A 15,366-nucleotide genomic window follows, 5' to 3' on the forward strand; every position below is an offset into this window, starting at 1 on the left:
TTTTAACTATATATGGGTAAAAGAGATTGGTCCTGGGCGATTCTTGGAGTTATTGCTTTGGGAATACGTTATTTGGCGGCTCAAAACCCTCAAGCTACGGACGAAATTTATTCAAGAAGTTTCTTTCCGGGAATCCGGAACGTAATAGATATGACGCTGGGGAGATTGCCTTTCCCCAGCGTTTATTTGTTTATACTATCGGTGATTCTGATCATAGCCGTTTATTTTTTTAGGTTGCGCCGCAAAAATGGCTGGAGAAATAGACTTTTTTATTCATTTCAAGCGCTTGCCAACGGACTCGGTGCCTTAGTTTTCTTTTTCCTTTTCCTTTGGGGTTTTAACTATCAACGAACTCCAATAGTGCAGCAGCTGGGGCTTACGCCACGTGCTATGAATTTGGAAGAGTTGAAAAGCGAATTAATGATCACTCAGCGTCTGGCTCAGCAAGACCGGAATTCCATCACTCGGGATACAATGGCGATAGAAGAGATCCTGCCTTATCCCGATCTGGAAAAACTCGTCCGGGCTAACATAGCAGCCAATCTTGATATGTTGGGGTTGAATTTTACGGGGAGGCCTAGAACCAAGCTTTTTCCACCCCCGGGATTTATGAGAAAAATGGGCATCCTCGGCATTTATTTTCCCTTTACCGGGGAAAGTTACATTGATCCTACCTTGCATGTACTCGAGCAGCCATTCACGGTAGCGCATGAAATGGCACACAGTTATGGTGTTACGGATGAGGGAGAGGCTAATTTTATAGCCTGGGTGATTTGCACGAATTCTGATGATGCACTGCTGCGCTACTCAGGACAATTGAGACTGCTTACTTATCAGATCAGAGATTATTATAGAATGGCTCCTGAAGAGTACAAAGTATGGATAAAGACGTTGGATCGCGGAATGCGGAATGATCTCATTTCCTTACAGAAAGCAAATGAAGCAATCAAGGCTTATTCGATTGAATTGAGTAGAAAAACAAATGATGTATTCTTAAAGACTCAAGGAGTAAAAGCCGGAATCAATAGCTATCAGCAGTTGCCCAAGCTGGCATTTGCCTGGAGAAAACGGATGAAGTGGGAATAGACAGCGGGAAAATTGTTTTTAACAACTTTATAGCCGGAAGGAGTTTTAGGGTAAAAGTGATTTTCCCGAAGTAGATAGTCCCATAAGTAGATTACTTTTTCCTATTCCCAAACCACACACCAATGACCACTGCTACAATGCCTACGTAGTGGCCGAAAAGCAAAACCTCCCCGTCAAGCACACCCCAGAAGATGGCCACAATGGGAATAATGTAAGTAACCGAAGCAGCAAAGACAGGTGTAGCGGTCTTCACCATCACATTGAAAATAATCAGTGCTATAGCTGTCCCCAGCACACCCAGTAGTGTGAGGTATCCCAAAGCCGGTAATGCGCCTGTTACATTTACTACTTTGTAAGAAAACTGTGTGCCCGCCATCAAATAGACCAGAGCCATTGGCAACACCATCATCAGTGAAATCGCGGTGATTTCTATAGGCTTGAGTTTTTGAAAGCGGTATTTGATTATATTCAAATTGAACCCATAGCAGATACACGCTAAGATCACATAGAATGCATGTGAGTTGATATCCGCAAAAGCTCCGAACCCTGATCCCTCTTTGACAGTGACCAGCACGAAAACTCCTATAAATGCAATCGCTAAGCCTATAGCATTTCTTCGTGTGATTTTGGAGTGGAAAAACAGTGCGCCGATGACCACTACGGAGAGGGGAGTCAGTGCATTCAGTACTCCGGTGAGTGAGCTGCTGAGCTGAGTTTGGGCTTTTGCAAAAAGAAAAGCAGGGATAAAACTCCCAACCAAGCCTACGATGATCAGGTTTTTGATCTGGGTCTTATCGAGGTTCCTGATTCTTGGAATGGAAAGGGGGAGCAGAAATGTAGCTGCAGCCACTACTCTATAGGCTCCAACTTCTCCCGGCGAAAATACTTCCAATCCTCTTTTGATAAGGATAAATGAGCTGCCCCAAATCAGAGACAAAAGAATAAGCAAGCCCCAGTTTTTGAGATTGCTGTCGTTGGTGGTAGTGGTCATCGGCTATGACAGTGGATTGTCTGCTTTGCAAAGGAAGCAAAACCCTAGAAAAGTTTCTTACCAAGTGCCAGAGAAAATTGGAAGTTAGACATCAATTGACAGCTATCTACAAATTGGGAAAAGTGAACGGATTCTTGCATTTGTAAAGCAAGCTGAACTGGCAATAAAACAAGTATTTGGATGCTCCTGATTTTACCATGGCAAATTACATTGTAAAGTATGCCAGTAACAGTTAAAAGTTTATGGGTATAGCCAAACAAATCTCAAAAATTAAAAAATTTTTATGGTTATAACCATTTTTTAAATCAAACTTATTATTATTTTTATGGTTATAACCATAAAAAAAATGATTGCAAGAACGGTTTATTTCGAACAATTAAGAGAATTCATCGACAAGCCACAGATCAAAATCCTGACAGGAATAAGAAGAAGTGGCAAGTCCACCTCCCTATTGCTACTCAAGGAAGAGTTGTTGTCAAGGGGGATCGGTGTCGATCAAATCGTTCTTATCAACTTGGAAAGTTTTACTTTTTCCGAATTGCGCACAGCTGCACAGCTATACAATTATGTCACAGACAGGATACAAAAAGGGAAGAAAACATACTTGCTTCTGGATGAAATCCAAGAGGTGGTGGAATGGGAAAAAGCTGTCAATTCATTTTTGGTGGATTTTGATGTGGATATTTACCTCACAGGCTCCAATTCCCATCTTTTGTCTTCCGAGTTGGCCACCTATTTAGCTGGACGCTATGTGGAGATTCCTGTTTATACGCTTTCTTTTTCCGAATATTTACAATTTAGGTCTGCCTATTTCCCAAAAGATAAAGCTGATAACAAAACTGCATTTCTTTCCTATTTGCGTTTGGGGGGCTTTCCTGTCATACATACCGCTGATTATTCGGTGGAAACAGCCTATAAAGTAGTGTATGATATCTACTCTTCCGTCATTCTTCGAGACACGGTACAACGCTACAAAATAAGGGATGTGGAGTTATTGGAGAGGATTGTCAAATATGCTTTTGATAATATTGGCAATACTTTTTCCGGCAAAAATGTAGCCGACTACTTCAAAAGCCAACAACGGAAAATAGATATCAATACGGTATATAATTATCTCAATGCGCTGGAGGGTGCTTTTATTTTATACCGTGCATCCCGGTATGATATCAAAGGGAAGGAAATTTTGAAGACTCAAGAGAAATTCTATTTGAGTGATGTGGGCTTACTCTATGCTACCATGGGTTATCGGGATAGAATGATTTCGGGTATTTTGGAAAACATTGTTTACTTGGAATTCAAAAGAAGGGGATACACCGTTTATGTGGGAAAATACCTTGACAAGGAAATTGATTTCATAGCCGAGAAGCAAGGCCAAAAAATATATGCCCAAGTGGCATATAAGCTGGAAAGCGAGGAAACAGTCGAGCGGGAATTTTCCACATTATTGTCCATCAAGGATCAATATCCAAAATTTGTGATCACACTGGATGATTTTTGGAAAGAATCCATTGAAGGTGTGCAGCATGTCCATCTATCCGATTTTTTGTTGCGTACCTTCTGAAGCGGTAAAGTTGAAAGGTTAACTTCAACTTTACCGCTAGTTATCTTTATCACTTCTAAAAAATATGATCCGCATACACATCAGAGACTTGTTCTAATATCTCACAGACTTGTTCATAGGTTTCAGCAGTGACCATTTCGGCTCTGTATTGCTTGAAGTTTGGCATTCCGCGGAAGTAATTCGTATAGTGCCTCCTCATTTCAAGAATCCCTAGTTTTGGGCCTTTCCATTCTACAGAGAAATCCAAGTGTTTCTTTGCCACGGCAATTCTTTCTTCCAGTCCCGGAGTGGCTAGCTTTTCTCCTGTAGCTAGAAAATGTTTGATCTCATTGAAAATCCAGGGGTATCCGATAGATGCTCTCCCGATCATCATGCCGTCCACGTTGTATTTATTCTTGTATTCCTGAGCCTTCTCAGGTGAATCTATGTCTCCGTTTCCGAAGACAGGAATGTGCAGGCGTGGGTTTTCTTTCACTTTGTTCAAGTAGCTCCAGTCTGCTTCCCCTTTGTACATCTGCTTTCGGGTACGTGCATGTATGCTGATAGCCTGTATTCCCACGTCCTGAAGTCGCTCTGCTACTTCTACGATGCGGATGGTGTCATTGTCCCAGCCAAGTCGTGTTTTTACCGTCACAGGGATATTTACCGCTTTCACGATTTCTGCAGTCATGGAGACCATCTTGTCGATGTCCAAGAGAATTCCGGCACCGGCACCTTTGCATGCTACCTTGTTTACAGGACATCCGTAATTGATGTCCAGAATATCCGGTCTGGCTTCCTCTACGATTGCCGCAGCTTCACGCATGGAATCTATCTCGTTGCCAAAGATCTGAATACCAATCGGTCTTTCGTAATCGAAGATATCGAGTTTGGCCACGCTCTTTGCAGCATCCCGAATCAATCCCTCCGAGCTGATAAATTCTGTGTACATCAGATCTGCACCGTTCTGTTTGCATACTGCTCTGAACGGTGGATCACTCACATCTTCCATTGGTGCGAGCAACAATGGGAAGTCCCCTAACTCCAAGTTTCCTATCTTAACCACTTCTTATTTTAAATTTGCGCGTAAATTTACCTCAATTATGGAGATATACGAAACGGATTCAGAAATTGCTAAGAGGAAGAGTTGGCTTTTGTCGTTGATAGTCACTGTTTTAGTCACGTTAGGGGTTTTGTTATTACTCCAATCCATTGCCTTGGTTGTGGCTCCCTTCCTTTTTAATATCACCATAGGAGAGATTTTGGGATTGATGACTGGAGATTATTCAGCAAATAATGGCCGCATGGCTATGTTTTTTATTCAGGGGATAGGTTCGGGAATCGGTTTTTGGGTAGCTGCCTATGTGATCATGCACTACATAGATAAAGCAGACCTTCACTGGGAAGTTCAATTGCCAAGGTTTAATGTCTCAGGTGGAGGCTTGGTTTTGTTGATCACTTTAGGAGGAATGCTATTCAATGGCTTGCTTATTTATTGGAATTCCCAGTTGGTTCTTCCTGAGTCTATGTCGGGGATAGAATCCTGGATGAAAGAGATGGAGCAGCAACTGATGGGGCTTACCAAGTTCCTGACCGATTTTCAGTCGATTCCGGAGCTTTTGATGGGGGTAGTGGTGATCGGTGTACTTGCCGGAATCGGTGAGGAAATGTTTTTTCGGGGGCTGATTCAGCCCAAAATGCATTTGTACACCGGAAATGCACATGCCGGAATCTGGTTGACAGCATTTATCTTCTCAGCAATTCATGTTCAATTTTATGGCTTCCTCCCAAGGTTGTTTTTGGGAGGGATGTTTGGTTACCTTTATTACTATTCCGGTAGCCTTACCTATCCGATAGTAGCGCATATTGTGAATAATACCTTTACGATATTGATGGTCTATGCTTCTAACCAAGGGATGATTGATTTTGATATGGAATCTACAGATACTGTGTCATACCCGGCAGCTATTGTAGGCTTATTAGTTCTTTTGGCAGGAATCTTTTACTTTAAGAAAACAAATAAACCCGATGGAGAACTGGAACAAAGTATTTGAAAGTCCTATGCAAGTGAGGGCTGAGATTGTCAGAAGTATTTTGGAAGAGCATCAAATTCAGGCCGTAGTGTTGAATAAAAAGGAGACAGTGTATCAGATTTTTGGGAATTACGAGGTGCATGTGCAGCACGAAGATATGATGTTGGCAACTAACCTAATCCAGAATGAGATCACGTTTTAGTATCAATAATTACAGCAATCTGGGGCAGAGAGCCATCACGGCGTTGTTTGGAGCATTGATTATAGTGGGGGGATGTATTTATTCTGACTGGACGTATTTCCTTGTATTTGCGGGGATTTTAGGGTTTTCCCAAATGGAATTCTACAAGCTGAGTGGACTTGATGGGATGCTTCCCCTGAAGAGCTTCGGAACCTTTCTGGGATTGATGATTTTCTGCCTGACCTTCATGGTGGAGAAGGAGCATCTGTCCGTGAAGTATTTCTATTTTATCTTTCCGATAGTCTCACTTACCTTTTTTATTAAGCTTTATCGTAAAACGGACAAAAAACCTTTCACCGGTGTTGCGTATACTTTTTTGGGTCTTTTCTATGTGGCAGTGCCGTTTTCCTTGTTGAATCTTGCGGTATTTTCAGTAGATGCTATCTATAATTATGAGATTATCATTGGCTGTTTGTTGATTCTCTGGGCTAGTGATACAGGAGCCTATTTTGCGGGAACAAAATTTGGTAAGACTAAGTTATTCGAACGGGTTTCGCCTAAGAAGTCTTGGGAAGGCTTTTTAGGGGGAGCTTTTTCAGCAATTGGAGTGGCTTTCATCCTTACACGATATTTTCACGTAATAGAAGATTGGAAATGGCTGGTGATTGCAGGGATTATCATAATAGCAGGAACCTATGGAGATCTGATTGAGTCCCTTTTTAAGCGGTCCATTGAGATTAAGGATTCCGGAAGAGGCCTTCCGGGCCATGGTGGATTTATGGACCGTTTTGACGGATTGTTACTTTCGGCCCCATTTATCACTGCCTTTTTGAAAATATTCTAATTTGAAGCCCTCTTGATTGAAAATCTACTTAATATTGCATCGCATTTGAATAACTAAATCAAACCCGAATATGGCTTACATTGAACCGGCTCCGATTAAGGATAAAGAGAATCCTTTGGAGTCAATGATGGAAAGATTCAACATTGCAGCTGAAAAGCTCGGCCTCTCAGACGAGGTGTACAATGTTCTGAAAAATCCAGCCAAACAAGTTATCGTATCCCTTCCTATTACAATGGACAATGGTAAAATCCAGGTCTTCGAAGGCATCCGAGTAATCCACTCCAATATTCTAGGCCCTGCAAAAGGCGGTATTCGCTTTGCTCCGGATGTGCACATCGATGAAGTGCGTGCGCTGGCGGCTTGGATGACCTGGAAATGTGCCGTGGTGGACATTCCTTACGGTGGAGGTAAAGGTGGTGTGAGATGTAACCCTAGGGAAATGTCTAAGGGAGAAATCGAGCGGCTTGTAAGAGCTTATACTATGGCGATGATCGATGTCATCGGTCCTGACAAAGATATCCCAGCACCTGATATGGGGACGGGGCCCAGAGAAATGGCCTGGCTGATGGATGAGTATTCCAAAGCAAAGGGAATGACTGTAAGTTCGGTCGTAACCGGCAAGCCATTGGTACTTGGAGGGTCTTTGGGAAGAACAGAAGCTACCGGTCGGGGCGTTATGGTTACTGCACTGGCGGCTATGCAAAAACTAAAAATCAATCCATTTCAGGCGACATGTGCTGTTCAGGGATTTGGGAATGTAGGATCTTGGGCAGCTAGATTATTGGAAGAAAGAGGCTTGAAGATCGTAGCAATCTCCGATCATACAGGTGCTTTCTACAATGAGAAAGGAATCAACATCGTAGAAGCAATCGAATACCGGGATGCAAATGGAGGGAATCTGGAAGGATTCAATGGAGGCGATAAAATGCTTCATGCCGGGGATCTTCTGACACTGGAAGTAGATGTGCTTGTACCGGCTGCCGTGGAAGATGTGATTACTATTCACAATGTGAATGACATCAAGGCAAAGCTTATCGTAGAAGGTGCCAACGGACCTACTTCGGCTAAAGCTGATGCAATTATCAATGAAAAAGGAATCATGGCTGTACCTGATATCTTGGCGAATGCCGGTGGTGTGACAGTTTCTTATTTCGAGTGGGTTCAGAACAGACTGGGATACAAGTGGACTGCTGACCGTGTCAACCGCCGATCTGATCGAATCATGAAAGACTCGTTTGAAGTGGTTTATCAGGCCTCCCAGAAGTACGATGTGCCGATGAGAATAGCAGCATATATCGTTGCAATCGATAAAGTAGCGAAGACTTATACATTTAGAGGAGGATTCTAAGCCTTTTCTATCGAAAGATTATTTTATCTTTGAGGCGTGGGGCATTCTCCACGCCTTTTAGTTTTGATACTTATGACTATACACCGAGAAGGAAGAATTTTATTGTTTTGGCTACTGATTATCTTAGTGGCCGGTAATTACCTGATCATCTACTTTATGCCGGATGCCCGGGTGCTTTCTAATGTTGCCGTATTAGGGAGTATGGTGCTATATCTGGTGATTCTCCAGTTTTTCAGAAGCCCGATTATCCAATTACCATCTGATGAAAGTCTGGTGTATGCTCCCGTGGATGGGAAAGTTGTGGTCATCGAAGAGACCTTTGAAGGGGAGTATCTGAAAGAAAACCGCAGGCAAGTGTCGATTTTCATGTCGCCCATCAACGTGCATATCACCAGATCTCCAATCAAGGGAATAGTGGAGTTTTTTCAGTATCACCCGGGTAAATATTTGGTTGCTTGGCACCCTAAGTCAAGTACGGAGAATGAACGTACTACCATGGTGGTGAAACATGAGAATGGGACCAAACTGCTCGTAAGACAAATAGCCGGAGCATTGGCTAGAAGGATAAAATGGTACGTAAAACCGGGGTCTAAACTAGAACAGGGCGGAGAGTTTGGATTTATCAAGTTCGGTTCCCGGGTAGACGTGTTTCTCCCGCTGGATGCTGAAATCCTTGTGTCACTGGAAGAAAAGACTAAGGGGGGAAGGACTCCGATAGCAAGACTGTATATATAAATAACTTGAGTTTTAGCAGAGATGCCTAGGTAGATTATCTCGATTTTCCAGTGCAGAAACCTATTTCAGGGTAGATTAAGAACTCTTTTTGCTTCGGTAGATCCAGTATCCCATCCCTACAGTACTTAGGAAAAAAATTACAGTAGTCCATTCAAAGGTTCGTCTATTGGCAAGCATCTTCTCAATGGATTTATCTCTATCTGCTACGGCTCTTCTTAAGGCTTGAACATCCTTTTCCTGCTTGAAAGCAATAGCTTTATAGTCTTCTCCGGTCTGGGTCGCAGTCGTGGTTTCGATTTTGCCGATCATCCGAAGTTCATCCATAATCAAATTGTCTTTTTGGATAATCCGCTCCAGCCATTCATTCGTTTCGACCATGTCCTTTTTGGTACGATTGCCGAATATTCCTGATTTTTTGCTTTCTGATTCTTTCCATTGCCGGGTGAGCATGTCTCGTTCCTGAACCATTTTTTCCAGTTTAGCCTGGCCAGCTTCTGTGAATTGCGGGGTAAATAAGTTTAAGAAGAATAGAATTAGAGTGAACGTCATTTTTCTGGCTTGTTAAGTATGGCTGTTTCCGGCATCCTCAGTGTTTAAATTACTTCGAATATAAGGCTACGCAAAGAGCAACATGCCTGCCAAACATGGCATGCTGACTTGATAGGATCCTCTGGTGATCAAATTGCCGTTTTTTCTAAGTTCTACATGCAAGTAGACTGTTTACTTTTTCCAACCTCTTGTCATTTCTTTTTTGCCCGGAGGTCCCGGTAAGGTTTCCACTTCTAAACCCAGTTCCTTCAGATCTCTTTTCAGCTGGCCGGTAGCGCAGTAAGTGGTGAATATTCCACCGGTATTCAACGATGAACATACTTTGTCAAGCACTTCTTTTCCCCACATTTCGGGCTGTTTGCTTGGGGCAAAAGCATCGTAAAAGATCACGTCAGTTGGGTAGAGAATCACATCCTGCAGCGTGGTTTTCTCTTTCTTCATATTGAAATATTCGGACATGATTATTCCCTTGTCCCAATCAGCTTTATGCAAGCGCTGCAAATAAGGCTTGTAATGGAAAATCCCATCATCCATATCCCCATAGTTCAACTGGGAATAAATATCTTCAGTCAGCGGAAACGGCTCAATGCTGTGATAAAGAACCGGAATTTGGTTTTGCTCAGCCCAGACTAAGGTAAGCCAGGCATTTAAACCTGTTCCGAAGCCAACTTCAAATATGCGAAGAGGCTTTTTGTTTGGATTATTCATTACCCAGGAGTCCAGTCCGTATAGCATAAATACATGGATGGATTCTTTGAAAGCGCCATGAAAACTGTGGTAGGTTTCCTTTAGCTCTTCATTGTACAAAGAATGGGAACCGTCTTCTGTGGTGATGATTTTCAGATTTTCGCTCATATCGAATAAATTAAAGCCGAACAGTAGGCTGATACGCCTTCCTCTCTGCCTACAAATCCCAGTTTTTCGGTGGTAGTAGCTTTGATGGAAATGTCATTTTCGGAGACATTCATCACTTCTGCCAGACATTTTTTCATCGTGGGAATATGTGGATTGACTTTTGGTAATTGCAGGCAAATCGTCGTATCCAGGTTACCTACTTCATATCCCGCTTCACGAAGAAGAACCATGACCTCGGCTAGGAGGATTTTGCTGTCTATCCCCTTGAATTTTGGGTCTTGATCGGAAAAATGATATCCTATGTCACGCAGATTGGCAGCACCAAGGAGGGCATCACATATGACATGGATCAATACATCTGCATCGGAATGGCCGACCGCACCCTTTTTATGTTCTAATTTGATTCCACCCAGCCAAAAGTCGTATCCCTCTTTGAGTTGATGGACATCGTATCCAAAACCTATTCTGAATTTGTTCATGCAGGTACAGATTTATAATATAAGACTGAGGAGTTTTCTTCACGGATCAGGCGATTAGCCCAAGACATGATTTCATCTCCTTTTATTTTTGATTTATTCTCGAATTCCTCGTAATACAGCTCGGGATTTCCAAGCTGCGCATAGTTTGCCAGATTCATAGCCCGATTGAGTACTTGAATGGATTCGTAAGTTTTCATTGCCTCTCCTTGATTTTTTACCTTTTGAAGGGTGTAGTCAGAAACTTCTGTAGTCAGGAAGTTGGAAACCACTTCATCCAATGCATTTTCGGCTTCTTCCGCTGATATACTGGCTTCCATTTTTCCGGAGAAAATCAAAAGACCCGGATCCACCGAGCCTAGAATATACGCTCCAACTGCTGCGAATAGCTTTCCCTTTTTTACCAAGGTTTGCTCAAGTAAAGAAGATTTTCCAAAGCCAATGATATCAGTAATCAGATCGGCTTCCAAATATCCCCGCGCCAATTTTGCGGGCATTTTGTAGGCTTTATAGAGTGCATCTGTGGGCACGGCGGCTTCCACTACCTTGATTTTCTTGGCCTGCTGGGGAGGCTCGACCGGAATGTGGAGATTAGATTTGGAAAGATTTGGGATCGGCTCAAACCATTTTTTAGCCAGTCTCTCCACTTCTGCCTGAGTCACTGCGCCTGCTACCACCAGCACGGCATTGTCAGGTCTGTAATTTGCCTGATAGAAGTCCCACACATCCGCTTGGGTATAGTTCCTTATATCGTCCAGATTCTGGCCTATAGTAGGCCAGCGATAGGGATGAGTGTCAAAAGCGAGATCCCGCAAGTGATGAAATACATCTCCATAAGGCTGATTCAGGTAGCGTTGCTTGTACTCTTCCATCACTACTTTTCGCTGAGTTTCTATGGTTTTCTCGCTCAGCGTCAATTGCAGCATGCGGTCAGACTCCAGCCAAAAAGCCGTCTCCAGATTCGCTGCAGGAAGGGTAATGTAATAATTGGTGATATCGGGACTGGTAAATGCATTACAGGCACCACCGACCCGCTCAAGTTCCCGGTCAAAGACAGGTACATTGGCAGAACTTCCGAACATCAAATGCTCGAAGAAGTGGGCAAGCCCGGTTTTACCGGGCTTTTCATTTCGGGATCCGACTTTATAAAGGAGGTTGAAAACGGCGATTTTACTGCCGTGATCTTCATGGACGATCACTTCAAGTCCGTTGTCTAGGAAAAATCTATGGTAGGGTAGCATAATTGTAGCTTGCAAAGCTAAGACAATTGGCAGTTTTGGCTAATCAGGTAAGGAGGATTTTAAATAAACCTTGCAGTCAAGACAGCAGTTTAACCAGAAAGAATTCCTTTGGTATAAGCATTTCTGACTTTCTGGAAAAAAAAGCGAACTTTGGAAGGCTTGTCCCAGTTAGAGCTCCCATATAATCCTCAGAAAAAATCCCTATGAAATCGAGCATGTCGAAGACGACCCACACAGGGATGATTATCCCATATGCGAGATTCTCCCGAATCAAGTTCGGGACAGGCTATCTGGCCATTAAAAATCAAAATATAAACAGATGAAAATACATTGCGTAGAACTCCACCAAACCGGACAGTTTTCACGATTTTTTTTGGATTACCTGAGTGAGAAGAAGGAGTTAAGACCTTTTTATACGCATTCTCCCAAGCTGGAGAGCTTCAAAGATGTAATTGAGCAAAAGACTTTCTCACATGAAAAGCGGAAGGTTTTGGTGGAAGCACTAAATGGGCAATACGCCAACCGGGAAGTGAGCCATGCGGTGTCTGCCAATATTGAGTCGCTGGCTTCGGATCGTACGTTTACAGTGACTACAGGCCATCAGCTCAATTTGTTCACGGGACCGCTTTACTTCATTTATAAGATTGTATCGACGATCAATCTTGCCAAGAAACTTGCAGAGACCTATCCGGATTATAAGTTTGTGCCGGTATATTGGATGGCGACGGAGGATCATGATTTTGATGAGATAAACTACTTCAAGCTTGATGGCAAGAAGTATCAATGGAACTCGGATCAGACAGGAGCTGTAGGGAATTTCGAATTGGATAAGGGTTTCAAAGAGTTTCTTAAGACAGTTTCCTTTGCTCCCGAAGTGTTTTTGGAAGCCTATAATTCTTCTATGACCTTATCAGAAGCAGTACGCAAGTATGTCAATTCGCTCTTCGGCGAAGAAGGTCTAGTAGTCGTGGATGGTGATGATGTCGCATTGAAAAGAGAATTTACTGAAGTAATTCTCTCTGATTTGTTTGAGCATAAGCCCTTTGAGAAAGCGACTGAGGCCACTGGAAAATTAGAGGAGCTAGGTTACAGTAGCCAAATATTTCCACGGGAGATCAATTTTTTCTACTTGGGAAAAGGTATTCGGGAGCGAATCGAAAAAATGGAATCCGGTTTTGGAGTAGTGAACACAGAGCTGCGATTTACAGATGAGGAAATTAGCACTTTGGTAGAACAGCATCCTGAGCGATTTAGCCCGAATGTGGTGTTGCGCCCATTGTATCAGGAGGTGATTCTGCCGAATCTTGCCTACTTGGGAGGTCCTGCGGAAGTGGTGTACTGGCTTCAGCTGAAAGGCGTTTTTGATCAGTATGAAGTTCCTTTTCCCATGCTTTTGCCACGTAATTTTGCGTTGCTTCTCAGTGAGAAAGTGCAGCGTAAAATGAAGCAGTTGAATTGGGGAGTGGAAGATCTTTTTGTGGATGAGGAGCACTGGAAAAAAACTTTTGTGAAGTCAGAGGCGAGTATGGATATTGAGCTGACTAAGCAACGGGAGATTATTTCTACCCTTTTTGATATGAAAGGGAAGGAAGCGGGGCATTTGGAGAAGAGTCTGGAAAATGCTTTTCAAGCAGGCAAAGTCCGCTCATTGAAGATTATTGATCAGATGGCCCGTAAACTCCGAAAAGCTGAGGAGCGCAGACTGCATACACAGATAGCGAGGGCCTGTTGTATTCAGGAGTCAGTGAAGCCTGGGGGGAGCCCGCAGGAAAGGGTTGTGAATATGATGCAGTTTTACCTTAGCAATCCTGATTTGATCTCGGAACTTTTAGACTGTTTTGATCCACTCGATTTTAGAATGATGGTATTGGCCCATGAGTCTTGATAAGCATCAGTTAAGAACTTTTTATAAAAGCCTTCGTGCAGCTTTGACTGACGGAGAATTGGAGAAGAAATCCCTTCAGATCACTGATCATGTGAAGGCTTTTTTGAGTAAAAGAGAGGAACTCAAACATTTCCATCTATTCTTTCCTATTCCCAGACATAGGGAAATCAACACCTATTTGATTAAAGAGTATCTGGAAAGCAGGGGAAGTACTGTCTATACCTCTAGAGTAGGGGAGGATACACTTTCTTTAGAGACTTTACTTTTAAAGCCGGACACTACCTTTCTACTGGATAAATGGGGTATTCCTGTTCCTGAAGATTTTGAGCCGGTATCAAGCGATTCCATCCAGGTTGTTTTTGTACCATTGCTGGCTTTTGATCAAAATGGAAACAGGATAGGTTTTGGTAAGGGGTATTATGACGTGTTTTTGGATTCTTTGGATCATTCGGTTTTGAAGATTGGATTGAGTTTTTTTTCGGCAGAATTGAGTATTCCTTCCGAAGTGCATGATATCCCCCTTGATTACTGCATTACCCCGGAGAATATCATTACTTTTTGATGACTTGTTTCTTTGGTGGGGGGTACTTAGTGACAGAAACCAGTGTCTGTGAATGTATATTCCGGTTGGCAATTCACTTTAAGGTCGGCTGTATAATATGCGATCTGATTCCCATTACAATCATTAGCTGGGCGATGGCATAAGTGCCCATAATGATAATCCCGGCATCCGGAATTGGCTGGTAGAATCTGTCCAAAGCAATGAAACCATCGGAGATAAAGAAGAGACAGGCACCGATGAATACTTGCCAGAAGGAAGCTGTGTTGCACTTACCAAATCGCTCTCTCGCTGTGGTAAGCATGCTTACGATCACGATGATGTACACAATCACCGGGATTTTAAGTACTCCCAAGTTGGGATTAATCATATAGAATGTGAAGGCGGCCAAGAAGTAAATGGGCAGGTTGATGAAGAACGTTTTCACAAAATTTACATTCAGAATAGACTCGGGCGCTTTCTGTGCTACTTTGAACCCGATAATGTAGCAGATATGTGCCAAAAGGAAGGCGCCGATTCCATAGATAAAAAGATGATCCCACAACAATAAAATATCTCCGATCAGGGAGAAAATCAAAGCCCCTAAAATAGATTTTGCCAATAAAGTGGATGAAATTGGTTTAGTAATCCGGTAGAAATAGCCGATTAACCCCAAAAGTATAAGAGGTTTGGAATAAAATCTGAGGTCTTGCTTTAGTTCTATTATAAAGGCTATATCTGTAAGAGTGGCGAATAAAAAGAGGTATAACCACAGAATATTTTTCTTTTTCAAGGCACTATAAATTTTGGGATATTGATATTGTTTGAGATAAAAAATTGACTAATAAGGATATATCCAATATTAATTTGGCAAAAAGCTGAGGTAACAATTTGGTAACAGAAGTGCATAATCTTAGAATAATATTCTAATTTAAGAGGCTTTTAATTAGTAGGAGGTGTATGAAACATATTTTTTTGCGGGTAAAACAAAATATTATTCACCTTTCAATGTTAACAAATTGTTAAAAATTGTGAAATTTGGGAAGTAAAATTTAACGGTAAGT

16 protein-coding genes are annotated in these 15,366 nt (G+C 42.4%); 9 read left to right on the forward strand and 7 right to left on the reverse strand.

Annotated features, from left to right (window positions below):
- Window positions 1-12 precede the first annotated feature (12 nt).
- Complete coding sequence (locus tag J2X69_RS05370; protein WP_310099606.1) at window positions 13-1,086, forward strand: DUF3810 domain-containing protein; 1,074 nt, start codon at window positions 13-15, stop codon at window positions 1,084-1,086.
- Between the two features lie 91 nt (window positions 1,087-1,177).
- Here J2X69_RS05370 and J2X69_RS05375 read toward each other — a convergent pair whose 3' ends face one another.
- Window positions 1,178-2,077 (reverse strand): DMT family transporter, encoded by a 900-nt coding sequence (locus tag J2X69_RS05375; RefSeq protein ID WP_310099609.1) that lies wholly within the window; start codon window positions 2,075-2,077, stop codon window positions 1,178-1,180.
- 346 nt (window positions 2,078-2,423) lie between these two features.
- Between J2X69_RS05375 and J2X69_RS05380 the strand changes: the two genes are divergently transcribed.
- The gene (locus J2X69_RS05380; RefSeq protein WP_310099611.1) at window positions 2,424-3,638 is read left to right on the forward strand and encodes an ATP-binding protein; all 1,215 of its coding nucleotides are present in this window, start codon (window positions 2,424-2,426) and stop codon (window positions 3,636-3,638) included.
- A gap of 55 nt (window positions 3,639-3,693) precedes the next feature.
- On the opposite strand, the gene dusB is transcribed toward J2X69_RS05380, so the two are convergent.
- On the reverse strand, window positions 3,694-4,683 hold the full coding sequence (gene dusB, locus J2X69_RS05385; RefSeq protein ID WP_310099613.1) for a tRNA dihydrouridine synthase DusB: 990 nt from the start codon (window positions 4,681-4,683) through the stop codon (window positions 3,694-3,696).
- A gap of 37 nt (window positions 4,684-4,720) precedes the next feature.
- On the opposite strand from dusB, the gene J2X69_RS05390 reads away from it, so the two are divergent.
- The 5 genes from J2X69_RS05390 to J2X69_RS05410 all read left to right on the forward strand — a co-directional run bounded on the left by J2X69_RS05390 (window position 4,721) and on the right by J2X69_RS05410 (window position 8,758).
- Window positions 4,721-5,671, forward strand: coding sequence for a CPBP family intramembrane glutamic endopeptidase (locus J2X69_RS05390; RefSeq protein ID WP_310099615.1), 951 nt, complete (start codon window positions 4,721-4,723; stop codon window positions 5,669-5,671).
- Entirely contained in the window at window positions 5,646-5,852 is a 207-nt protein-coding gene (locus J2X69_RS05395) for a putative signal transducing protein (RefSeq protein WP_192347717.1), read from the forward strand. The genes J2X69_RS05390 and J2X69_RS05395 overlap by 26 nt, the downstream gene beginning before the upstream one ends.
- Window positions 5,836-6,675: a phosphatidate cytidylyltransferase gene (locus J2X69_RS05400; RefSeq protein WP_310099619.1), complete on the forward strand. Its 840-nt coding sequence runs from the start codon at window positions 5,836-5,838 to the stop codon at window positions 6,673-6,675. Before J2X69_RS05395 ends, J2X69_RS05400 begins: the two co-directional genes overlap by 17 nt.
- Before the next feature lie 70 nt (window positions 6,676-6,745).
- Window positions 6,746-8,023 carry a Glu/Leu/Phe/Val dehydrogenase gene (locus J2X69_RS05405; protein WP_310099622.1) on the forward strand — a complete coding sequence of 426 codons (1,278 nt, stop codon included), beginning with the start codon at window positions 6,746-6,748 and terminating at the stop codon, window positions 8,021-8,023.
- Between the two features lie 72 nt (window positions 8,024-8,095).
- Window positions 8,096-8,758 (forward strand): phosphatidylserine decarboxylase family protein, encoded by a 663-nt coding sequence (locus tag J2X69_RS05410; protein ID WP_310099625.1) that lies wholly within the window; start codon window positions 8,096-8,098, stop codon window positions 8,756-8,758.
- Between the two features lie 75 nt (window positions 8,759-8,833).
- Here J2X69_RS05410 and J2X69_RS05415 read toward each other — a convergent pair whose 3' ends face one another.
- The 4 genes from J2X69_RS05415 to J2X69_RS05430 all read right to left on the reverse strand — a co-directional run bounded on the left by J2X69_RS05415 (window position 8,834) and on the right by J2X69_RS05430 (window position 11,879).
- On the reverse strand, window positions 8,834-9,307 hold the full coding sequence (locus J2X69_RS05415) for a Clp protease ClpB (RefSeq protein ID WP_310099628.1): 474 nt from the start codon (window positions 9,305-9,307) through the stop codon (window positions 8,834-8,836).
- Between the two features lie 171 nt (window positions 9,308-9,478).
- Window positions 9,479-10,162, reverse strand: a complete 684-nt coding sequence (mnmD, locus tag J2X69_RS05420; protein WP_310099630.1) for a tRNA (5-methylaminomethyl-2-thiouridine)(34)-methyltransferase MnmD — start codon at window positions 10,160-10,162, stop codon at window positions 9,479-9,481.
- Window positions 10,159-10,641, reverse strand: coding sequence for a 2-C-methyl-D-erythritol 2,4-cyclodiphosphate synthase (ispF, locus tag J2X69_RS05425; RefSeq protein ID WP_310099633.1), 483 nt, complete (start codon window positions 10,639-10,641; stop codon window positions 10,159-10,161). Before ispF ends, mnmD begins: the two co-directional genes overlap by 4 nt.
- Window positions 10,638-11,879: a pitrilysin family protein gene (locus tag J2X69_RS05430; protein ID WP_310099636.1), complete on the reverse strand. Its 1,242-nt coding sequence runs from the start codon at window positions 11,877-11,879 to the stop codon at window positions 10,638-10,640. The genes ispF and J2X69_RS05430 overlap by 4 nt, the downstream gene beginning before the upstream one ends.
- Before the next feature lie 319 nt (window positions 11,880-12,198).
- Between J2X69_RS05430 and bshC the strand changes: the two genes are divergently transcribed.
- Together bshC and J2X69_RS05440 are read left to right on the forward strand one after the other, a co-directional pair.
- On the forward strand, window positions 12,199-13,764 hold the full coding sequence (gene bshC, locus J2X69_RS05435) for a bacillithiol biosynthesis cysteine-adding enzyme BshC (protein WP_310099639.1): 1,566 nt from the start codon (window positions 12,199-12,201) through the stop codon (window positions 13,762-13,764).
- Window positions 13,754-14,326, forward strand: a complete 573-nt coding sequence (locus J2X69_RS05440) for a 5-formyltetrahydrofolate cyclo-ligase (protein ID WP_310099644.1) — start codon at window positions 13,754-13,756, stop codon at window positions 14,324-14,326. The genes bshC and J2X69_RS05440 overlap by 11 nt, the downstream gene beginning before the upstream one ends.
- A 73-nt stretch (window positions 14,327-14,399) precedes the next feature.
- On the opposite strand, the gene J2X69_RS05445 is transcribed toward J2X69_RS05440, so the two are convergent.
- Complete coding sequence (locus tag J2X69_RS05445; protein ID WP_310099647.1) at window positions 14,400-15,095, reverse strand: lysoplasmalogenase; 696 nt, start codon at window positions 15,093-15,095, stop codon at window positions 14,400-14,402.
- Window positions 15,096-15,366: the final 271 nt, after the last annotated feature.

Origin of the sequence: Algoriphagus sp. 4150 (genome assembly GCF_031457395.1) — a bacterium.
GTDB lineage: Bacteria > Bacteroidota > Bacteroidia > Cytophagales > Cyclobacteriaceae > Algoriphagus.